The 20,341-nt window shown below is 39.3% G+C and carries 22 protein-coding genes; 10 read left to right on the top strand and 12 right to left on the bottom strand.

Going from position 1 to position 20,341, the window contains the following annotated elements; translation table 11 throughout:
* The first annotated feature begins 52 nt into the window (after positions 1 to 52).
* The 7 genes from L654_RS0104915 to L654_RS0104885 all read left to right on the top strand — a co-directional run bounded on the left by L654_RS0104915 (position 53) and on the right by L654_RS0104885 (position 5,598).
* Positions 53 to 1,552, top strand: a complete 1,500-nt coding sequence (locus L654_RS0104915; protein ID WP_007580303.1) for an RNA polymerase factor sigma-54 — start codon at positions 53 to 55, stop codon at positions 1,550 to 1,552.
* Positions 1,553 to 1,577: 25 nt separating this feature from the next.
* A complete protein-coding gene (gene hpf, locus L654_RS0104910; protein ID WP_007580301.1) occupies positions 1,578 to 1,865 on the top strand; it encodes a ribosome hibernation promoting factor in 288 nt (95 codons plus the stop codon).
* Positions 1,866 to 1,869: 4 nt separating this feature from the next.
* Positions 1,870 to 2,322 carry a PTS IIA-like nitrogen regulatory protein PtsN gene (gene ptsN, locus L654_RS0104905; protein WP_024594001.1) on the top strand — a complete coding sequence of 151 codons (453 nt, stop codon included), beginning with the start codon at positions 1,870 to 1,872 and terminating at the stop codon, positions 2,320 to 2,322.
* An 18-nt stretch (positions 2,323 to 2,340) separates the two neighbouring features.
* On the top strand, positions 2,341 to 3,186 hold the full coding sequence (gene rapZ / locus L654_RS0104900) for an RNase adapter RapZ (RefSeq protein WP_010554269.1): 846 nt from the start codon (positions 2,341 to 2,343) through the stop codon (positions 3,184 to 3,186).
* Between the two features lie 42 nt (positions 3,187 to 3,228).
* Entirely contained in the window at positions 3,229 to 3,501 is a 273-nt protein-coding gene (locus tag L654_RS0104895; RefSeq protein WP_002957937.1) for an HPr family phosphocarrier protein, read from the top strand.
* 130 nt (positions 3,502 to 3,631) lie between these two features.
* Complete coding sequence (gene mgtE / locus L654_RS0104890; RefSeq protein ID WP_010554268.1) at positions 3,632 to 4,990, top strand: magnesium transporter; 1,359 nt, start codon at positions 3,632 to 3,634, stop codon at positions 4,988 to 4,990.
* 56 nt (positions 4,991 to 5,046) lie between these two features.
* A complete protein-coding gene (locus tag L654_RS0104885; protein ID WP_024607449.1) occupies positions 5,047 to 5,598 on the top strand; it encodes a protein disulfide oxidoreductase in 552 nt (183 codons plus the stop codon).
* A 192-nt stretch (positions 5,599 to 5,790) separates the two neighbouring features.
* Here L654_RS0104885 and L654_RS0104880 read toward each other — a convergent pair whose 3' ends face one another.
* Together L654_RS0104880 and L654_RS0104875 are read right to left on the bottom strand one after the other, a co-directional pair.
* Positions 5,791 to 7,968 (bottom strand): YgiQ family radical SAM protein, encoded by a 2,178-nt coding sequence (locus tag L654_RS0104880; RefSeq protein ID WP_007580292.1) that lies wholly within the window; start codon positions 7,966 to 7,968, stop codon positions 5,791 to 5,793.
* 130 nt (positions 7,969 to 8,098) lie between these two features.
* Positions 8,099 to 10,288, bottom strand: a complete 2,190-nt coding sequence (locus L654_RS0104875; protein WP_024607448.1) for an EAL domain-containing protein — start codon at positions 10,286 to 10,288, stop codon at positions 8,099 to 8,101.
* A gap of 111 nt (positions 10,289 to 10,399) precedes the next feature.
* Between L654_RS0104875 and L654_RS0104870 the strand changes: the two genes are divergently transcribed.
* Both L654_RS0104870 and L654_RS0104865 read left to right on the top strand, forming a co-directional pair.
* Positions 10,400 to 10,981 (top strand): SRPBCC family protein, encoded by a 582-nt coding sequence (locus tag L654_RS0104870; protein ID WP_007580289.1) that lies wholly within the window; start codon positions 10,400 to 10,402, stop codon positions 10,979 to 10,981.
* The gene (locus L654_RS0104865) at positions 10,950 to 11,837 is read left to right on the top strand and encodes a TIGR03899 family protein (protein ID WP_024607447.1); all 888 of its coding nucleotides are present in this window, start codon (positions 10,950 to 10,952) and stop codon (positions 11,835 to 11,837) included. The genes L654_RS0104870 and L654_RS0104865 overlap by 32 nt, the downstream gene beginning before the upstream one ends.
* 33 nt (positions 11,838 to 11,870) lie before the next feature.
* Here the strand turns inward: L654_RS0104865 and L654_RS0104860 are convergent, their stop codons facing one another.
* The 7 genes from L654_RS0104860 to dusA form a co-directional block, all read right to left on the bottom strand.
* On the bottom strand, positions 11,871 to 12,641 hold the full coding sequence (locus L654_RS0104860) for a TIGR04219 family outer membrane beta-barrel protein (protein ID WP_007580285.1): 771 nt from the start codon (positions 12,639 to 12,641) through the stop codon (positions 11,871 to 11,873).
* Positions 12,642 to 12,644: 3 nt separating this feature from the next.
* Positions 12,645 to 13,631, bottom strand: coding sequence for a DUF2333 family protein (locus tag L654_RS0104855; protein ID WP_007580283.1), 987 nt, complete (start codon positions 13,629 to 13,631; stop codon positions 12,645 to 12,647).
* An 8-nt stretch (positions 13,632 to 13,639) separates the two neighbouring features.
* A complete protein-coding gene (locus L654_RS0104850) occupies positions 13,640 to 14,152 on the bottom strand; it encodes a copper chaperone PCu(A)C (RefSeq protein WP_080671213.1) in 513 nt (170 codons plus the stop codon).
* A 76-nt stretch (positions 14,153 to 14,228) separates the two neighbouring features.
* Entirely contained in the window at positions 14,229 to 14,555 is a 327-nt protein-coding gene (locus L654_RS0104845; RefSeq protein ID WP_010554260.1) for a hypothetical protein, read from the bottom strand.
* A gap of 172 nt (positions 14,556 to 14,727) precedes the next feature.
* Positions 14,728 to 14,934, bottom strand: a complete 207-nt coding sequence (locus tag L654_RS0104840) for a PspC domain-containing protein (RefSeq protein ID WP_008172691.1) — start codon at positions 14,932 to 14,934, stop codon at positions 14,728 to 14,730.
* 9 nt (positions 14,935 to 14,943) lie between these two features.
* Positions 14,944 to 15,624, bottom strand: a complete 681-nt coding sequence (locus L654_RS0104835; RefSeq protein WP_024607446.1) for a PspA/IM30 family protein — start codon at positions 15,622 to 15,624, stop codon at positions 14,944 to 14,946.
* Positions 15,625 to 15,868: 244 nt separating this feature from the next.
* Positions 15,869 to 16,843 carry a tRNA dihydrouridine(20/20a) synthase DusA gene (gene dusA, locus L654_RS0104830; protein ID WP_076915495.1) on the bottom strand — a complete coding sequence of 325 codons (975 nt, stop codon included), beginning with the start codon at positions 16,841 to 16,843 and terminating at the stop codon, positions 15,869 to 15,871.
* A gap of 144 nt (positions 16,844 to 16,987) precedes the next feature.
* Here dusA and L654_RS0104825 point away from each other — a divergent pair, with 144 nt between their 5' ends.
* A complete protein-coding gene (locus L654_RS0104825) occupies positions 16,988 to 18,061 on the top strand; it encodes a site-specific integrase (RefSeq protein WP_024607444.1) in 1,074 nt (357 codons plus the stop codon).
* A gap of 242 nt (positions 18,062 to 18,303) precedes the next feature.
* On the opposite strand, the gene L654_RS0104815 is transcribed toward L654_RS0104825, so the two are convergent.
* The 3 genes from L654_RS0104815 to L654_RS01000000125500 all read right to left on the bottom strand — a co-directional run.
* On the bottom strand, positions 18,304 to 19,257 hold the full coding sequence (locus tag L654_RS0104815; RefSeq protein ID WP_024607443.1) for a hypothetical protein: 954 nt from the start codon (positions 19,255 to 19,257) through the stop codon (positions 18,304 to 18,306).
* Positions 19,230 to 19,934: a hypothetical protein gene (locus L654_RS0104810; protein ID WP_024607442.1), complete on the bottom strand. Its 705-nt coding sequence runs from the start codon at positions 19,932 to 19,934 to the stop codon at positions 19,230 to 19,232. The genes L654_RS0104815 and L654_RS0104810 overlap by 28 nt, the downstream gene beginning before the upstream one ends.
* A partial coding sequence (locus tag L654_RS01000000125500) for a hypothetical protein (protein WP_024607441.1) occupies positions 19,931 to 20,341 on the bottom strand: 411 nt, incomplete at its 5' end. The genes L654_RS01000000125500 and L654_RS0104810, both read right to left, overlap by 4 nt.

Here is a 20,341-nt window from a genome sequence, read left to right as displayed (position 1 = left end):
TAAGCATCTGCTAGTATTAATTATAACAACATAAAAGGATTGTTAGAGATACATGAGGCAATCACTACAGCTGCGCATGGGCCAGCAACTTACAATGACTCCACAGCTGCAACAAGCTATTCGTTTGTTGCAACTCAGTACATTGGATCTCCAGCAAGAAATACAAGAAGCTCTCGACAGCAACCCGCTATTAGAGGTTGAAGAAGCAGACTATTCAGAAGACGCTGCAGGTAAAAACGAGCAAAAAGCAGATACAGATGACATAACTGTTAGCGCATCTGCCGATGATGCTCCAAGCGAATACGAACAAGATAGTGGTGAAGCACTTGCAAAAGACACGCTAAGTGACGACATGGCTATGGATGTTAGTTGGGATGAGTACATGAGTGCCGCCCCAGCAGCATCATCGGGTCCGATGCCTGAAGACGAATCAATATACCAAGGCGCCTCTACTGAAACGCTCCATGAGTATTTAATGTGGCAGTTACAACTAACGCCATTTAGCCCTACAGACGAAGCTATTGCTATTGCTATTGTAGAAGCCGTCGATGATTCAGGTATTTTAACACTAAGCTGCGAAGAGATTTTAGAAAGCTTTAATCAAGAAAACGAAGATGATAACGAAGTCGAACTTGATGAAATTGAAGCTGTATTAAAACGCATCCAACTGTTTGATCCTGTTGGTATTGCTGCACGTAGTTTACAAGAGTGTTTGTGTATTCAGCTTAACCAGTTTGATAAAGAAACACCTTACATTAATGAAACAAAAATGATTTTAACCGAGCATATTGATTTATTAGCTGCTCGTGACTATCGTACATTAATGAAGAAAACTAAGCTCAAAGAAGAAGAGCTTAAAGAAGTAATGACATTAATACATACTCTTAGCCCTAAACCTGCAGATACTATTGTAAGAGAAGAATCTGAGTATGTTATTCCCGATGTGTCAGTTAAAAAAATTAAAGGCCGCTGGGTTGTTGAGTTAAACCCAGATAGCATGCCTAAAATTCGTGTTAATAGCCAATACGCTGCAATGTCTCGCACTGTAAAATCCAGTGGTGACAGCCAGTTTATTCGCTCGCATTTACAAGAAGCTAAATGGTTTATTAAAAGCTTAGAAAGTAGAAACGACACGCTATTAAAAGTAACAAATTGTATTGTTAAGCAACAACAAGGCTTTTTTGAACACGGTCCTGAAGCCATGAAACCAATGGTTTTAAATGATGTTGCTGAAATGGTAGAAATGCACGAATCAACAATTTCGCGCGTAACAACCCAAAAGTATATGCACACACCCCGTGGTATATTTGAGCTTAAATATTTTTTCTCAAGCCATGTAAGCACCGAAAACGGTGGTGAATGTTCATCTACAGCAATCCGTGCGCTTATCCGAAAATTAATCGCAGCAGAAAACTCAGCAAAACCATTGAGTGATAGCAAAATAGCGGATATATTGGCTGAGCAAGGAATTAAAGTAGCGAGACGTACAATCGCAAAATACCGCGAATCTCTGGCTATTCCACCGTCAAATCAGCGTAAAAGTTTGATTTAAGACGCAAAAAAAGAGGGTAATGCTTATGCAACTAAACTTAACTGGTCGTCACGTAGAATTAACCGATTCACTAAGAGACTATATTAATACCAAATTTGCGAAGCTAGAAAGACACTCTGATCATATTAATAATGTTCATGTCATTCTCGATGTAGAAAAATTAAATCAAAAAGCAGAAGCCACCATACACGTAAGCGGTGCTGAGCTATTTGCCTCTACAGAACATCAAGATATGTATGCCGCCATTGACTCGTTGATCGACAAGCTCGATCGACAAGTAATTAAACACAAAGAGAAGCTTGCTCGACACTAATATGATGAAATTAAGCTCACTTATATGCCAGGACTGCAGCAAAGCTGCGGTCCTTTTTAATAGCAAAAAAAGAATTTTAGAGTTCATTAGCGAACTTGCTCACGACAAACTTCCGTATTTACCGCAACAAGATATTCTTAATGCTTTAATGAGCAGAGAAAAATTGGGTAGTACAGGTATAGGGCGTGGCATTGCCATTCCTCATGGAAGAATGAGCGGTGCAGAAGAGCCTTTGGCTTTAGTACTCGTTAGCGAAACTCCAATAAATTTTGATGCAATCGATAATCGCCCTGTTGATATTTTCGTCGCACTCATCGTACCAGATGGCGATAACCAGCAGCACTTAAAGACTCTAGCAACCATTGCTGATAAACTAAACAACAAAGATTTTTGTAAACAGTTACGCAGTGCAAAATCAGATGCTGAGCTTTACCAAGTTATTGTCAATCAATCATAGTTTTATAAAGGGTGTTAAATGGAGTTAATTATCATAAGCGGCCGTTCTGGTTCTGGAAAGTCGGTTGCTTTACGCGTTGTAGAAGATTTAGGTTATTATTGCGTAGATAATATTCCAGTTAACTTGCTTCCTTCATTAGTTCGCAGTGTGTCTGATAGCTATGATAAAATTGCTGTTAGCATTGATGTGCGTAACATCCCTAAACAACAAGATGAATTTAACGATATTCTTGAATACTTGCCTGGCTTTGCAAAACCTACGTTATTTTATTTAGATAGCGACGACCAAACATTGATCAAACGTTTTTCTGAAACTCGTAGATTACACCCACTATCAATTGACTCGTTGCCTCTTGATTTAGCCATCAAAAAAGAAAAAGAATTACTTGATGTATTAATCACCCGCGCCGACTTTATGATAGATACAACTGATTTAAGCGTTCATCAACTTGCTGAATCTATTCGTGAAAAGATTTTAGGTAAAAAAGATAAGCAACTGATTGTCACGTTTGAATCGTTTGGTTTTAAATACGGTATACCAAAAGAAGCAGATTACGTATTTGATGCACGCTTTTTACCAAATCCACATTGGGAACCTGAATTAAAACCTTTAAATGGGTTAGATCAACCCGTTAAAGATTATTTGGCCAATCACAGCATAGTGCAAAAATTCACATGGCAAATTCAGACATTTGTACAAACATGGTTACCGCACTTAGAGCGAAATAACCGCAGTTATTTAACCATTGCTATTGGGTGTACAGGCGGACAACATCGCTCTGTATATTTAGCGCAAACTATCGGTGAAAGTTTTGCAATGACACATCCCAATGTGAAAATTCGCCATCGCGAACAAGAAAAATAATATAGCTGAATAATCACCTGTTCAGCTTAGGTAGAGTAAGTTATGCATTGTGAAGACACTTTTTTAATAAAAAACAAATTAGGATTGCACGCCAGAGCAGCCACCGTGCTTGCCCAATTAGCAGTGCAGTTTGATGCGACAATTACATTATTTCAAGATGACAAAGAAGCTGCAGGCGATAGCGTACTTGCATTAATGTTACTTGAAAGTAGCCAAGGCAAAGAAGTAAAAGTTGTATGTAAAGGCCCCGATTCTGAGCAAGCTTTACATGCTGTTGGAGAATTAATAGCACAACGTTTTAATGAACAAGAATAAACAGTTATAAAAATAATGCTCGCATTACTAATGCCCCAACTAAAACAGATATATAAAATAAATACGGTTAGTGACGCCAGTTAACTCACCTCTCCCCATAAAGTAATATAAAAATTTATAAAGGACGCCAATGCCTGAAGCTTTTGAACAAGATTACCCACTACAGCAACTAAAACAGGTGACTAAGTCACTCAATAGTGGTCAATTTGTTCAAGTTAGGCGCATGCTCGCAAAAACAGCTCCTTGTGATACCGCATTATTATTAGAATCATCACCACATAAAATTCGCCGACTCCTTTGGCAGTTGGTTGATCCTGATGTGCAAGGCGATGTTCTTGAAGAACTCTCAGAAGATGTTCGTTTAGGCATTATTGCCCAAATGGAACCTAAGCACATTGCAGCCGCAACAGAAGATATGGGCCACGATGACTTAGGTGAAGTATTACGTAGTCTGCCGGACACCGTTTATAAAGACGTTGTTAGCGCGATGGACATTCAAGACCGTGAACGTGCAACACAAGCACTTTCGTATCAAGAGCGTTCTGCTGGCGCGCTAATGAACACCGATACGGTGACCATTCGCCCTGATGTTACGCTTGATGTTGTACTTAGGTATATTAGGCTACGTGGCGAGTTACCAGAAGGTACCGATGACTTGTACGTTGTTGATAAGCATAACTGCTTTATAGGCGCTTTATCGCTGAGTACATTATTAACTAACCCGCCAGAAAAGATTGTTCGCGATTTAATGGATGAAGATTGTGAATCCATTCCAATCTCAATGGATGAAAGTGAAGTCGCGCAATTATTTGAACGTCATAATTGGATATCGGCCCCCGTAGTTGATGATAACGATCAGCTCCTTGGTCGTGTCACTATCGATGACATCGTTGACGTAATCCGAGAAGATGCTGAGCATAGTTTATTGGGCTTAGCCGGTCTTGATGATGAAGAAGATACCTTTGCGCCAGTACTAAAAAGCTCTAAAAAACGCTCAGTTTGGTTAGGTGTCAACTTACTAACTGCACTTGCAGCTGCTTTTGTAGCTAGCTTTTTTGAAGGTACTTTAGATGTGCTCCCTATTTTAGCTGTGCTTAACGGTATTGTCCCTTCTATGGGTGGTGTTGCAGGTAGCCAATCATTAACGCTTGTTATTCGTGGTATTGCGGTAGGTCATATAAATCAAACTAACCAACGCTTTTTAATGATGAAAGAGCTTGCTATTGGCGCGTTAAACGGTGTTTTGTGGTCGTTGTTAATAGCAGGTGTTATTGCCCTATGGCAATGGGACTTTATGCTTGGTGGCGTACTCGCCTTCGCTATGTTTATGAACTTAGTGGTGGCAGGTGTTGCTGGTGCGAGTATCCCTATTATTCTTAAAAGAATGAATATAGACCCAGCACTTGCAGGGAGTGTGGTGCTAACCACGGTGACAGATATTGTGGGTATATTCGCCTTTTTAGGTACTGCTACTTGGTTGCTGGTTTAAATTAGAAACCTTTGCAAATAACTAAAGTAAAAAACACTTAGGGTAAAGCTGCAACTATGACAACGGATATCAAAAATAAAAAAGACACACCTAAAAAAACGCCAAAACAAAAAGGCCTATCAATATTAAAAAGTGTGTTGATATATGGTTTCATATTTTTCGTAATTTATAACGCTGTAAATTGGTGGCGACAACCTGTTATGCCAGCAAATCCTCAATTACAATTAATAGATTATAAAGGGCAAAACATTGATTTGTCAGCAATGAGCCAAGATAAACCAACACTTGTCTATTTTTGGGGAACTTGGTGCCCTATTTGTAGCATTACCTCCCCTTCCATAAACGAACTCGCAAACGAGAATAACTACCCTGTCGTGAGCATCGCAATAAAATCAGGCTCGGATCAAAAACTACATGAGTATCTAAATGATCATGGCTACAGTTTTACCACTGTCAACGATCAACACGGTGAGATATTTGCCGATTGGCAAGGGCAAGTCACGCCATCTTATATAATCTTAAAAGATAATAAAATGACGCAAGGGCTAACAGGCATTCAGCCTTTATGGTCACTTAAATTACGTTTGTGGTTATCATCAACGTTTTAAGAAAAAACTAACTGCAAGTATATAGGCACTAAATATGTGCTATCTCAAGAGGGGTTTCTAAAAGCTCGCTCTTTATCACCTACAATAATATAGATAATAAAGAGCAAGGTTTACTTAATTTACGTATTAAAAAGGTTTTAAAAAACCTTAGCGTAATTAAACTAATCTACTAGTTGTTATTAGATTGAATCACTAACGTGTACTTTGACGATTACCGCCTACTTTTGGTTTAGTGTTTGCCTTTTTAAATTGGCTAAAACCGGTATGTCGCGTTAGTGCAGGACGTCCGCCTTTACTGCCACCTTTACCTGCTTTTTCATCACGCCCTTCTTCAGGCACTAAACAGTTAGGCCCTTTACCAATTAAATTAGCTTTACCCATTTTACGCAGTGCTTCACGTATCATCGGCCAACCTGCTGCATCATGGTAGCGTAAAATAGCTTTATGTAATCTACGTTGGCGAGCACCTTTAGGTACTGGAACAACTTCTGTATTGTTTTTTATATTACGTAAAGAGTTCATTTCTGTGTGGTAAATAGTCGTCGCATTAGCCATCGGTGATGGGTAAAAATTTTGTACCTGATCAAGCTTAAAGTCGTTTGATTTAAGCCATAAAGCCATGTTTACCATGTCTTCATCTTTTGTCCCTGGGTGAGCAGATATAAAGTAAGGAATTAAATACTGCTTTTTACCGGCTTCTTTAGAGTACTTATCAAATAATTCTTTAAATTGATCGTACGCACCCATACCTGGTTTCATCATTTTTGATAATGGACCATCCTCTGTATGCTCTGGCGCTATTTTTAAGTAGCCACCTACATGATGCGTTACTAATTCTTTAACGTAACGCGGGTCGCGTACAGCTAAGTCGTAACGAACTCCAGAAGCAATCAATACCTTTTTGATACCCTTAACTTCACGTGCTTTTTTATATAAGTCTATTGTTGGCGTATGATCTGTATCCATATGCTTACAAATTTCAGGATACACACATGATAAACGTCTACAGGTACTTTCTGCCTTTTTGCTCGTACAACGCAGTTTATACATATTTGCCGTTGGACCACCTAAATCAGAAATAACACCAGTAAAACCGGGTACTTTATCTCTAATCTGTTCAATTTCTTCAATAATTGATTCTTGCGAACGGCTTTGAATAATACGCCCTTCATGCTCCGTAATTGAGCAAAACGAACACCCACCAAAACAACCGCGCATAATATTAACTGACGTTTTTATCATGTCGTAAGCAGGAATTTTAGAGTCGCCGTAACTTGGGTGAGGAATACGCTGATACGGTAAACCAAACACAGCATCCATCTCATGTGTTTCTAATGGGTATGCTGGCGGGTTTACCCAAATAGAACGATCGCCGTGTCGCTGAAACAGTGCTCTTGCACAACCAGGATTTGTTTCTTGATGTAGAATACGCGAAGCGTGGGCGTATAGAGGTTTGTTAACACTTACTTGCTCATAAGCAGGTAACTTAACGTAAGTTTTTTCCCATGGCTTAGGTCGCGCAGGCTGAACCATAATCGGTTTTGCAGCTTCTGCCTTTAAGTCTATACCCGCTTGTTTAAATTCAGATTTACTACAGCCAACATCATCAGCGCCGTATGGATTTGGAATAGGGTCGATTTTACCAATTTTATCTATAGCGGTGGAGTCACTTCCACGCCAGCCTGGTAAAGGTTCTTTTCTGATAACAGCCGTGCCGCGAATATCTTGAATAGTATCCATTGTTTCGCCTGCGGCAATACGATGTGCAACTTCAACTAACGGACGCTCTGCGTTACCGTAAATTAAAATATCAGCTTTTGCATCAAACAAAATACTACGACGTACTTTTTCTTGCCAATAGTCGTAATGAGCTATACGACGAAGACTCGCTTCAATACCGCCAATAACAATTGGGATACCTTTGTATGCTTCACGGCATTTTTGCGAGTAAATCATTACGGCGCGATCTGGACGTTTACCACCTACGTTATCTGGCGTGTAAGCATCATCGTGGCGCATACGCTTTTCAGCTGTATAGCGATTGATCATCGAATCCATGTTACCAGCCGTTACACCAAAAAATAAATTCGGTCTGCCTAGTTCCATAAATGCATCTTTAGAGTCCCATGCTGGCTGGGCAATAATACCCACTCTAAAGCCTTGCGCTTCAAGTACACGGCCAATTACCGCCATACCAAAACTAGGATGATCGACGTACGCGTCACCACTAATTATTATTATGTCGCAGCTATCCCAGCCAAGTGCATCCATTTCTTCACGTGTAGTTGGTAAAAATGGCGCGGTGCCATAACATTCAGCCCAGTATTTAGGGTATGAAAATAAGGCGCGCTTAGCTTTGAGTGTGCTCATAATTGTGGCCGTAGAATAACAAAAGGCGCGAATTATACCCTACTAAATTGTTTATATATACAAAGTAGTCAAAGCATATCGCGCCTTAAATTCTAAATCGTTCATTAGCTTAAATAATAAGTTAATCTTTTTAGCGTTTATTTATAAATTCTATTAATTCATTTTCAGGCATGGGTTTAGCATACATAAAACCTTGTACTTCATCGCATCCTAAATTTTTTAAGAACTGGGCTTGCTCTTGTGTTTCGACCCCTTCAGCAATTGTTTTTAAGCCCAATTTAGCACCAAGAGATATAACTAAGGCAGCAATAGCGCCAGTGTCGTCATTTGGTAAGTCTTTAATAAATGCACGGTCTATCTTTAACCTATCCAGTGGTAAACTTTGAATGTAACTCAGCGACGAAAAACCAGTACCAAAGTCATCAAGAGCAACTTCCATTCCGAGTTCTTTTAGCTCACTTAGTGTACTAATAACCGTTTCCAGCTCATCCATTACTACGCTCTCGGTGATTTCTAATTCTATGTTTTTTGGCTTAACACCATATTTTAACAATGTATTTTTAACAGTTTGCGCATAACCTTTTACTTTAAACTGTGGAACAGACACATTAACTGCAATACAAATTTCTGTGCCCATATTTCCTAGGCGCTTTTGCTGTTGGCAAGCTTGTTCTAATACCCACTGCCCTATATCAACAATTAAGCCCGCATCCTCTGCAAGTGGCACAAACACAGCCGGCGATATATACACGCCATCACTTGCCGGCCAGCGTAATAATGCCTCACATCCAATTAGCGATAAGTCATCTAGTGCAAGTTGAGGTTGGTACCATACCTCTAATTTATTTCGAGCAAAGTCATGACGTAACTGCCTAATAATCCCTATCCGCCAAGCCATCTTATCTTGCATATCAATATTGTAATAAACGCCTTCTTTATGCTTTGCTTTTTTAGCTTGGTCAAGTGCAATATAAGCAACTTTCAGTGTATCAATACCGCTACTTTGAAAGTCTTGTTGTTGGCATAAGCCCACTCTAAAATCGATAGGGAGTAAATGTTCTTCTGCGTAAAATGAAATACCTAATTGCTCATTCAATTTTTTTAAGTCAAATTCGTCTTGGCGAATAATAAAACCAAAAACATCAGCGCCAATACGTGATAGTAATTTAGCTGTTGGGTAATTTTCTCTTAACCTTTGCACAATGCCAATTAATACTTTATTGCCGACCTCTTGCCCTAAGCCGTTATTAATATCTGCAAAATTAACTACATCAAGTAATACAAATACATGATCGTTCACGTGTGGCTTTTGATAACTCACCACACGCTCAATAAAGTTAGTACGATTTGAAATACCAGTAAGCACATCTTTATAAGCAGCATCTCTTAACTTTACAAATAACCTTATGTTATCAAGTGCTACACTTACATTAGTTAAGAAAATTTCAGCAAATTGTAGCTGTGCTTGTAAGGGAATGTGGTCGCACTCTATATATAAAGCCGCTTTTCGATGCTTACTTTTTAATATAAATGTTGAACTTGAGTCTATGTGTTGGTGCTTTGACAAACCAAAACACGACTCAACTTGTTCAAATACTTTGCTATCAACATTAATTAATTTTTTACCAAAATAGCTTTCGTAATGCCCGCAACCACCTAAGACCTGAATAAAATCATCGCCATCTAACTTACTGCAAACAAGCCCTCTAGGTGAACATTTTAAAATAATACTCATGTGCTTGATGATTTCTTTGCATAATTGCTTAACATCAGTAAGTCCTAAAATAGACTTTGATGCTGAAACAATCGTGTTCATTGCATCACTTTGATATTCAAGCTGACATACCTGCTCGTATGAGCGAATAGCGGTTATAAGCGAAGTTACTAACTTAGAACGAGTCAGCTCTGTTTTCGTTTTATAGTCATTTATGTCGTATTCTCGTATTACTTTTTCTTCTGGTGTAATACCTGCTTGCCCTGTTCTTAAAATAGTTCTTACATGTTGATTATTTAATTCGTCACGCACCCTTTTTACAACCTGCAAACCGGCATCGTCAGTTTCCATAACAACGTCTAAAAAAATAACCGAAATATTTTTATTTTTAGCTAGCACTTCTATTGCTTCTGCACCCGAATAAGCATCGTGAAATCGCAAGCCTGCCCCTAAAAACTCAACGCCAGACAAAGCTAATTTTGTTACAGAATGAATCTCAGGTTCGTCATCAACAATTAAAATATCCCAAAACTTAGTCTGCTCAACAACAGCATCGTCTTCAAAATCTTGTTCAAAAAATAAAAAATCGTTTTGATCTGACGACATTCGCTCTCCTAAGTAGCAATCAATAAATTATTTTTGGTTTATAATCTAATTCATACTATAGTCGATTAATAAAAAGTTGTTGTATTTCAACTTGAAAAACTAATAAAAGGTGTGCTTATTAAACCATTAAAAATATTAATCAAATGCGTACTGTTATTACTATTAGTATTGGCACTGGTAGGGCTAATACTGCCTCAAAGTTATAGTGTAAATAAAACAATCGAAATTAATGCCAATCTTAAAGTAATAAAGCCGCTTATCACCGACTTTAGCCAATGGCAAAAATGGTCTCCATGGGAAAAAGTAGACCCCAGCATACGTTTTACTTTGGGCGAACCCAGTTCTGGCCTAGGGGCTCATCAGTCTTGGAAAGGAAAATGGGGATATGGTGAAATGATCATAACTTCGGTAAGCCAAAATAAAGTCAGCTTCAACATACTTTTAAATGCTGAACATATTATTAGAGGCACTTTTAACCTTAGCGAGCAAAACGGTATAGTTACGTTAATATGTAATATTAAAGGTCAAACAACTGCTCCTTTAATATCTGGTTACACTGCAATTTTAAGCGAGTACGTACTCAGTAATACAGTTTCACTGGGGTTAAATAACCTTCAAACTGTTGCACAGCTTAGTGATCCACAAAGGATAATGCACAGTCATGACAGTCAAAACAGCACAGGCGAGAATTAATCTTGCCAACATCATCGAATCCTTACTTGGTTACCCTATAACAAAAGTAGGTAGTAACGGTGTACTACCCACTAACGAGCAAAGTTACGATATTAAGGGCCAAATTAAGCCGCTTTATCATATCAACAGTGAAAACTCTGTTTTAGCTCGCGCTCAAAAACGCCAAGATTTATTACTTATTAAACAACAACAAAATATAGAATCAATTTTAGCAATGGCTATGGGGTTTTGCCCTGATGTAGCAAGTAGTAAACAGCCCGATGTTGATTGGGTAGAGCATTTTATAGCTCTGTGTGAAGATACTTCTAATGAATCAATGCAAATTTTATGGGCAAAAATTTTAACAGGAGAAACACTCAATCCTGGTACGTTTTCAATTAAAAGCCTACAAACTTTAAAGCATATGACACAGCGAGAAGCAGACTCTTTGCAAAAATGTGTGTCGCTCTCAGGCTATAACGAAAAAGACGACAGCCACTTTATATTACTCGGCTTTTACAAAAAACCGTCCTTGTTTGATTTGCTACGAAAAGGAAATAAAGTATCTTTAAATTTAAGAAAAACGGGTATTAGCTTTCCTGATATTTTAACGCTCATGGATCTTAATTTACTGTATAGAAAAGAAATTGAATCTGCAGTGCTTAAAGCGGGGCAAGAGCTTACCCTTTCATTTTTATCGCAAAAAGTAACGTTAAAAGCAAAGAGTAGTGATTTGGTATTAAGCTATTACAAATTTACTCAAACAGGTGATGAGCTATCTAAACTCATTACTTTTCCTGTCAATAAGGTCTATAAGCAGTTGATTAATAATGCGCTAGAGGGAGAGTTTGATTTAGCGTGGCACGCAATAAAATAATATGCCACGCTTTGTTTAATTAGAAAATACTAATTAAAAATGAACCTGAATACCCGCAAATGGGCCAGATGCATCAATATCAGTAGTAATATCATCTACATCATCAAGTTCTAATACCATAGAGCGGTAACCTGCTTTAACAGCAACATCTACTGCCAAGTTATCAATAAGTTCCCATGCTACGCCTACTTGGTAATCTTGTACTTTACTGTCGTCAATAGCCAAAAAGCTACCTTCAAAAAATACACTTAAACCAGTAAATGGTAAGCCTGCTTCGGCACGGCCGTATGCAAGAGGAACAAAACCAGAGAAGTCTTTGGTTTCGGTAAAGTTAGTACCACCATTTTGGGTAGTGCCGCTTACAACAATATCACCGTCAAACTGTTTAGCATTTAAACCTAGGTCTATTGAAATTAAGTCATTATCAAAAATTTCATAATAAAAAATATAATCAATATGCGTTAAATCACTTACCGTATTTACAGTAGAACCAACAACATAATCAGAACCATTAAAGCTAAATGTATCTGTAAGCAGCGCAGAACCATTTAACTCAAGCTCTGTATACTTTAATTTGATATTTGGTACTAACGGCACTGGGTGCTCAAGCGCCGCGTAATAACTTACAAAAGTCTCATCTTCAAAATTAAAATCTTGAGATGCATTATTTTTGTAAGAAAATTGGCCATCGTTATCTGACTTCCATCCATCAACACCTACGTATAAACCTAGTAGAGTGTCAGCTTGCGCTGCCGGTGCTAAACATGCCATTGAAAGGGCTGCTGCTAAACAATACTTTTTCATTTTTTATCCTTGAGCTAGTAGTTCGCTAAGTTCGATTAAAGCCGCATTGGCTCTAGAAATATAATTTGCCATAACTAAAGAGTGGTTAGCAACATAGCCAAAACCATTCCCGTTTAAAATAAGTGGGCTCCACACTGTTTCTTGGGTTGCCTCAAGCTCACGTATAATTTGTTGAACGCTTACACGCGCATTTTTCTTTTCAAGTACATCAGCAAAGTCGTACTCTATCGCTTGTAAAAAGTGTAGTAACGCCCAAGTAGCACCGCGCGACTCGTAAAATACATCGTCAATTTCTAACCACGGTGTTCTTACTTGCTGCTGAAGTGGAGCAAGAGTTGCTTGTTTATTTGATGAATTACCTGCTAAATCGGTGTTCACTTTTTCTTGGCCTACACTGGCACTTAAACGCTGACTTAAGCTACCTAAACGTTTTTCAGCTTCTTTAAGCCAACTACGTAAGTTATCTGCTCGTGCGTAAAATTGGCTATCGCGCTCATGCTCGTTAGCAATTTGTCCACGATATACCATTAAATAATCAATACCTTTTTGATACTCACCTTCAGCACTTGGCCATGCCCATGCTTCAGAGCTAATATTAAACTGTGGCTGCGCCTTTTTAAGTGCTTCATGTTCCGTTGATTGTGATTGCGAACGGCTAAAATCTTTTCGCATAGAAAGCGATAAATCACGCACCATTTCTAGCGCGCCATATTCCCACGCCGGCATATCATCCATAATAATACTTGGTGGTATTACATCATTTGATAAGTAGCCACCGGGTTTATCTAGTAAGGTATTTGCTACTGTAATTAATGTAGAAGTAGTTACATAACCCGTAACTATTTTTTCATTACGAAGCTGCGCTTGCTCTTTGGCGTTTGCAACAACATCAAAACGTGAAGGCTCAGTGCTCCAATAAACAGCAATTGCGTAAAATATGATAAGCAGTAAAACAACTATTCCTGCTATTTTTCCTTTGTGTTGCGACATGTGTACTCCTAGTGATGAGCGTGTTGAGTAGATGGTTTTGACTGCGTAGCTTGCGCTTCAAGCGACACGACTTGAGCATTAGTGAACAAGCGATTACCGTCACTAAAATATAGCGTGAGTTTGCGTTCTTGCCCTACTTTTAATGGCTCTTGTGGTTCAAATACCATTAAATGATAACCGCCAGGTTGAAAACTGACACTTTCGTGCGCTTTAATTTCAACTGATTCAACTTGTTGCATTTTCATCATGCCGTCTACATGTGAATGCTCGTGTATTTCAACACGCCCTAAGCCATCAATAGTTGCCTTAGTTAAAGTTGCTGCGGCTCCACTGTGATTTATTAGCGTTAAATAACCTACAGTTGAAGTACTGCCAGGTAAAAACTCTCTAACTTGCGCGTTAGTTACTTCGAGCACAGCCACATCAGAACCATGATCGTGCCCTGAGTGCGCCGCCAACGATGACGAAAAAAAACTAAATATTAATGCAGAAGCCATCGAAAAACATAGTTTCGTCATCATTCTTATCCTTATGAAAACTTTAAATTACAGGCTAAATTTAACATAGTTAACCTATAATAGTCAGTCAAATTAAGGATTAAGAGGCTACTTTTTTGTTATCGGCAACAAGCCAACACAACACTGCAACAAATAGTAACGGCCATGCAATCATTATAGATCCGAATAAAAGCGCTAAAACAGTCCCTGCTAATGCCACTACACCCGCACCAACTAATCCCATAGTAATTAAAGCCACTACAGCAACTACAGCAACAATTGCGGCCAAAGCACCTACAAGCTCAAGCCCAGCCCAGCTAATATCAGCAATCCATAACGGCAACTGCCAAGAATCAATCTGCACAAACGTTATTAAATCAGTAAACAGTAATAAATAGATAATTACACATACTGCCAAAGCTTTCATAGTAATTCTCCTTATACCAACCGGCTTATATATGAGGTCGATTTAACGATAAGAAAATTGCGCTATAACTAGGCAAAAATTTTTATATCTAGTTGTTCTAAATAAAAATTTTTAACAACGTTATAGAGTGATTTAATTCGTTAAATTGTTCAAATATTTATGCCTATTGGTATTAATACTCTTTATTTTCAAGGCAGCAATGCGCTATAAAATAACCAAGTGCAATTGCAAACGGAAAACTCAAAAACAACAAAATAGTAACTACGCGTGTTGCCCATACAGGAAAGTCCAATCTATGAGCTAAACCACTACACACACCCGATATTTTTTTATTTAGAGTATCTTTATACCAACCTCGTTGACGATTAAAGCTGTTCATAGCAATCTCCTAAGCAGTTTGTTTTAAATTAGTATTTAAGTCCGCTTTTAAGCGAGCCAGTTCAGCATCAATTTTTTCATTTTTAACTAACGACTCAATTTGGGCACTCATAGAGCTTGCTGTATCAGTCAGCTCATAAGCCTCTACTTGAGCTTCAATACCTTCAACACGCTGCTCTATTTGTTCAAAACGAGACAACGCATGAGCTACTTTATCGCTTTGTAGTTGCGTACTGATTCGCCCTCTAGCAATAGCAACATTATGACGCTGCATTAACTGAGCTTGCTTAGTTTTGGCCATAGCCATTTTTTGCTGCAGACGCTCACAATCAACCTTAATTTTTGCAATAGACTCTTGCAGTGTTTCTAGTTGAGTTTGCTTATTCTCAATGCTTTCGTTAACGCGCTGCTTTTCAAGTAAGGCAGACTTAGCAAGGTCATCACTGCCCTTCTCAACCGCACGTTCTGCTTTAACTTGCCAAGCTGCTAATTCTGTTTTTTTAGTATCAATTTGGCGATTAATTATTTTCTCTTCACACAATAAAGCGGCTGCTGTACTACGGCACTCATTCAACGCATCTTGCATCTCGGTAAGCATCAAGTTTAAAAGTTTTTCTGGGTCCTCAGCTTTATCAAGCATAGCGACAATGTTTGATTGAATTACGTCATTTACGCGGTTAAATATTCCCATGGTATTCTCCTGTTGATTTTTAATTAATTTCAACAAGAAGATTCCAAGAGTTGTGCCAAGTTCATCAAAACAAAAATAAAACATTTAAAATCATACTGATAAACAAAAAGCACTCTAGTTTTTAGTGACTTCAAGCTGAACAGCATAGAGTGTAATTGGCCAATAAATTATGCTTTTGACTAATATTTAGGATCAAAAAAGCCACTCGAAAGTGGCTTAAATTTAGAACTTTTAAAGCTTAGCTTTATTCTGGTACAAAGCTTAATGCTTTATCCATTACCGATAAATCAGCTTGCTTACCATGACCACTTTCAGAAAGGTGGCGTCTAAAACCTCGTGCACCAGGCTGCCCCTGAAAAATACCGAGCATGTGACGTGCAATATGCCAAAAATTAGCACCCAAACGCATTTCTTCTTCAATGTAGCTGTACATTGAGCGCACTACGTCGTGGCGTGATTGTGTGTTTGCAGCATCACCATAAATTTTCTCATCAACGTCATTGAGCATAAATGGGTTACTGTAAGCTTCACGCCCAATCATTACACCATCAATATGTTGTAGATGTTCTAGGCTCTGCTCAATTGTTTTAACACCGCCATTTAGGCTTAAGTCTAGCTGCGGATAATCTTTTTTAAGTTGATAAACACGTGGGTAATCAAGCGGTGGGACTTCACGATTTTCTTTCGGGCTTAAACCATTAAGCCATGCTTTACGAGCATGAATAATAAAATCATCACATCCTACTTTATGAGACGCTTCAATAAGCGCACATAAAAACTCATACGAATCTTGCTCATCAATACCAATACGCGTTTTAACAGTTACAGGAATACTTACTTCGTTTTTCATTGCTGCAACACACTCAGCAACTAATTGAGGCTCAGCCATTAAGCATGCGCCAAATCGACCATTTTGAACTCTGTCTGACGGGCAACCTACATTTAAATTTATTTCGTCATAACCACGCTCACCTGCGAGCTTTGCACATTGCGCAAGCGCTTTAGGATCAGAGCCACCAAGTTGCAGTGCAACTGGGCCTTCGTGTTTATTAAAATGTAAGTAGTCGCCTCGACCAAATAAAATAGCCCCTGTGGTTATCATTTCAGTATAAAGCACAGTATGTTTAGTCATTTTGCGATGAAAAGTACGACAATGGCGATCAGTCCAATCAAGCATCGGTGCCACGCTAAACCGCCTAAACCTTGCATTACTTACCATTACCGGGCTTGAGCCCTTATTTAGTGTATTACTCATATAGTCTGAATTGCCTTGAATTGCCTTGAACCGCCGCGAGTTTCGATATAAAGTCACCCTATAGTCACCCTTATAGGGTTGGACTGATCAATAACTTAGGGTTAAATCATGGCTTCATATAATATCGAAAAACGCCGTCTTGCTTCAGGCGACTACCGTTATAAGTGCGTAGTACGCGAGAAATCTAAGGGCAAGATTATACACAATCAAAGTAAAACATTCAGTAAAAGAGTGTTGGCTGAGAGTTGGGGTAAGAAACAAGTTAACGATATCGAGCAATCGAGGGTGACTGAAACTAAAAAGACGGCCACCCTAGGCACCCTGATGAATATGTATTATGAAAACCATGATTTATGGAATGCCACTGGCCGTACTAAACAGTTTGTTATTAAGATGCTGATTGATTGTGATATAGCTTCTGTTTTATCAAATGAATTACGCACTAGCGATTTAATTGAGCATTGTAAAAACAGGCGTAGCGCTGGCGCGGGGCCAGCGACTATTTATCATGATATTGCATATTTACGCAGCGTTATGAAAAAGGCGGGACCAGTATGGAATATTGATGCTAACCATAAAATATTTGAAGATGCTGTGCCGGTACTTATTGAAATGGGTTTAGTGGGCAAAAGCCAAAAGCGAACCCGCCGCCCTACCGACAATGAATTAGATAAATTACGCGATGGTTTAAAGGAACGCATGGACTACAGACCAAACGGTAAAGTGCGTATTCCGTTTTTAGATATTTTAGATTTTAGTATTTTAACTTGCATGCGAATTGGTGAAGTTTGCAAACTGCGCTGGGAAGATTTAAACGAAGATCACAAAACTATTTTAGTCCGCGATAGAAAAGACCCGCGTAAAAAAGAAGGCAACCACATGATAGTTCCTTTGCTGGCTGGTTCATTTGATATTGCTATGAAACAGCCTAGAGATGATGAGTTAATATTTCCTTATAACTCACGATCCGTTACTGCTGGTTTTCAACGTGTGCGTAATTCTTTGGGGATTGAGGATTTGCGATATCACGATTTGCGCCGTGAAGGTGCTAGCCGATTATTTGAGAAGGGTTATTCAATTGAAGAAGTGGCCCAAGTGACAGGCCACCGTAATTTAAATATTTTGTGGCAGGTTTATACGCAGCTATTTCCGCATAAATTACATGATAAGTTTAATACCTAGCTTAAAAGCTCTCTATTTATAATTTCGGTATTATATAAAAGGCTATGTAGTATCGAATCTAAATGTTTTTGGTTTAATCTGATATAACTCTCACCATCAGTTAACAAAGTTAAAATTGCTTGCATCTCTGTGTTTAGTTCTGCGATTCGATCTAGCTTTTCCATCATAATACAAATTACCTTTTCTGTTATTTGCAGATAGCCTAACCTACTTTTAAAATCGCGCAACTGAATGGGATTTCACTATTCTACTACTGGCTTTAGTGTGCTTTTTAAGCTGCTGGCTGCTGATTTGAGAGCGGTAAATTCGCCCTTCGTTATTGGTGCGCCTGCACCTGCTCCGGTGTGTCCGTGGGTTTCTAAGCTTTGGTTTATATCTTTTACCAAACTTATTAAATCAAGAAGTACTTGCGCCACGTTTACTGAATTATCCCCTAACCACACTGTCTTACCTTCTATCTTAGCTAGCCCAGCGGCTTTTGCGTGTAGGGTTTTGAGCGTGGTTAGGTTTATGTTTTCGGTTGCTTCAACGTCTACCTGCTTTTTACTGCCAAGTAACAGCCCTTCTAAAGCTACAATTAAGGCTTTTTCACCTACTACTGTTTTCAGGGCGCCCATGACTTCGGTTATTTGGTTGCCGTCTATTTTTAATATGTCGTGCGTGGCTATATTGGTATTGCGTTCATGATGATTTTCTAAACAGTTGCGCGATTTTCTTTTTGTGGTACCGCTGGTTTGGGTTATATCGCCATCAGTTGTGGTGTGCCAGTTCCCGTCGCGGCCTTGTATTTTGCTGCGGCTGTTTTGCTGTAGCGTAACATCGGTGCGTTTGTGCTCGGGCACTAAACTTTGCCATGGTAATAAACTGGTGATGACGGGATGGCTGTTTAGGCCATCGATGTACTGTATTAAACACTGCATGCCTGGCATAGGTTCGTTCAACAAACCGTGATCGGATGCTTGCCCTGTGCCGAGTGTTACTTGCTCAAATACAGGCACGAATAATGGCTCATTTGTGAGCGGGTTTAATAGCTGCACGTCGGCCGCTTTTAGTGGTCTAAATGCGCTGCTGATTGCTGCGGCGCCACTTGGTAGGTCGTATATTTTTTCGATACGTGCAAGTTGCGGCAGGTGTTTACGCTCGTTTAACTCTGGAAAGTAGCGCTGTATTAGGCGTTTAATGGCTTGTTTGACCATCGTATGTGCATCCTGTTATTAATTAAGGTTACTTCGGTAATATGACGCCCGTTTAGCTTTATGCCTGGTCTTAATTTTGGAATGGCGATCAACTCACCGGTAGTTGAGCTTTGGGCTGTTATTATATGCTCTGGAAAATCGTTTATTGCTGCAAGCGGCCAGCGAGAGTCGTGCCAACTACCGACAAATATTTTGCCATCGGGGCGTTGTTGAAATATAAAATCACTAATGCCCCATGCTTTGCCTATTTGCTTTAGCGCTTCAATACCTGTGCCGCTATGATAAAACGCGGGTGTAATTTTATTTAAGTATTCGGCGTTTTCAGGGGTTGCAAACTCAACTCCGAGTTTTGTTAACTCATCAAGCACCGCTTTAATTGTTGCGTGACGAACCGCCAGCGGTGCGGGGAAACTTAACGCGCCGAGTAATTCACGACAGGTTAAATACCAGCGCCCATTAGCTTGATGTTTTGATTCTATAACGCCGAGAAAATACGGGATCATATTATCTAGTGCGTAACCTAGGTGCAGTTCAACTAAGCCGCTTGGTTCTTGTTTTGTAACCACCTCAAACTTTGCGCGGCCTGTGCTGGCAATATCGAGCTGTACGGTTTTAGCTACTATGTTAGTAACCGGCTGACCCGCTATTTTTAAGGTGTTAGATAGGCGGGTGCTCATGGCCCTTCGACCTCGTTGAATTTATTTTGCACATCGTCGTTACTGGTTGTTGCTTGTGGCTCGGCGTTAGTGCTGGCTTGCTCGTCTAGTTGCTGTTGTTCGCGCTCTGAGACTGATTGCACCTCAACGAGTTTAAATGTTACTTGCCAGGCGCGTTTTTCTTCAAGCTCGGTTGCTTTTACTTCACCGTCAAATTTTGCTTTACGAATTTTATATGCCTCGGCCAATGCATTGGTTATTGTGTAAACAACACGGGCGCCGTTTTCGTCTAACGCTTTTGATTTGGCGATAAGGGCTGCTAGCTCGCTTTCATCCAGCATGGGTATTTTTGTTTTTACAGTTATTAAACCAGGCTTAACACCTTGGTCACTACTCAGCGCAAAGCTACCAAACCCCGACATATCACC

It is taken from the genome of Pseudoalteromonas sp. TAB23, from assembly GCF_000498075.1.
GTDB classification, from domain to species: Bacteria; Pseudomonadota; Gammaproteobacteria; order Enterobacterales; family Alteromonadaceae; genus Pseudoalteromonas; species Pseudoalteromonas arctica.
Note: the sequence above shows the minus strand (reverse complement) of the source record. Positions and strands in the feature narration are given on the sequence as shown.

Excerpts from the sequence above, each read along its gene's own strand:
- L654_RS0104915 (WP_007580303.1), top strand. The coding sequence starts at position 53 with ATGAGGCAATCACTACAGCTGCGCATGGGCCAGCAACTTACAATGACT.
- hpf (WP_007580301.1), top strand. The coding sequence starts at position 1,578 with ATGCAACTAAACTTAACTGGTCGTCACGTAGAATTAACCGATTCACTA.
- ptsN (WP_024594001.1), top strand. The coding sequence starts at position 1,870 with ATGAAATTAAGCTCACTTATATGCCAGGACTGCAGCAAAGCTGCGGTC.
- rapZ (WP_010554269.1), top strand. The coding sequence starts at position 2,341 with ATGGAGTTAATTATCATAAGCGGCCGTTCTGGTTCTGGAAAGTCGGTT.
- L654_RS0104895 (WP_002957937.1), top strand. The coding sequence starts at position 3,229 with ATGCATTGTGAAGACACTTTTTTAATAAAAAACAAATTAGGATTGCAC.
- mgtE (WP_010554268.1), top strand. The coding sequence starts at position 3,632 with ATGCCTGAAGCTTTTGAACAAGATTACCCACTACAGCAACTAAAACAG.
- L654_RS0104885 (WP_024607449.1), top strand. The coding sequence starts at position 5,047 with ATGACAACGGATATCAAAAATAAAAAAGACACACCTAAAAAAACGCCA.
- L654_RS0104880 (WP_007580292.1), bottom strand. The coding sequence starts at position 7,968 with ATGAGCACACTCAAAGCTAAGCGCGCCTTATTTTCATACCCTAAATAC.
- L654_RS0104875 (WP_024607448.1), bottom strand. The coding sequence starts at position 10,288 with ATGTCGTCAGATCAAAACGATTTTTTATTTTTTGAACAAGATTTTGAA.
- L654_RS0104865 (WP_024607447.1), top strand. The coding sequence starts at position 10,950 with ATGACAGTCAAAACAGCACAGGCGAGAATTAATCTTGCCAACATCATC.
- L654_RS0104860 (WP_007580285.1), bottom strand. The coding sequence starts at position 12,641 with ATGAAAAAGTATTGTTTAGCAGCAGCCCTTTCAATGGCATGTTTAGCA.
- L654_RS0104855 (WP_007580283.1), bottom strand. The coding sequence starts at position 13,631 with ATGTCGCAACACAAAGGAAAAATAGCAGGAATAGTTGTTTTACTGCTT.
- L654_RS0104850 (WP_080671213.1), bottom strand. The coding sequence starts at position 14,152 with ATGATGACGAAACTATGTTTTTCGATGGCTTCTGCATTAATATTTAGT.
- L654_RS0104845 (WP_010554260.1), bottom strand. The coding sequence starts at position 14,555 with ATGAAAGCTTTGGCAGTATGTGTAATTATCTATTTATTACTGTTTACT.
- L654_RS0104840 (WP_008172691.1), bottom strand. The coding sequence starts at position 14,934 with ATGAACAGCTTTAATCGTCAACGAGGTTGGTATAAAGATACTCTAAAT.
- L654_RS0104835 (WP_024607446.1), bottom strand. The coding sequence starts at position 15,624 with ATGGGAATATTTAACCGCGTAAATGACGTAATTCAATCAAACATTGTC.
- dusA (WP_076915495.1), bottom strand. The coding sequence starts at position 16,843 with ATGGTAAGTAATGCAAGGTTTAGGCGGTTTAGCGTGGCACCGATGCTT.
- L654_RS0104825 (WP_024607444.1), top strand. The coding sequence starts at position 16,988 with ATGGCTTCATATAATATCGAAAAACGCCGTCTTGCTTCAGGCGACTAC.
- L654_RS0104815 (WP_024607443.1), bottom strand. The coding sequence starts at position 19,257 with ATGGTCAAACAAGCCATTAAACGCCTAATACAGCGCTACTTTCCAGAG.
- L654_RS0104810 (WP_024607442.1), bottom strand. The coding sequence starts at position 19,934 with ATGAGCACCCGCCTATCTAACACCTTAAAAATAGCGGGTCAGCCGGTT.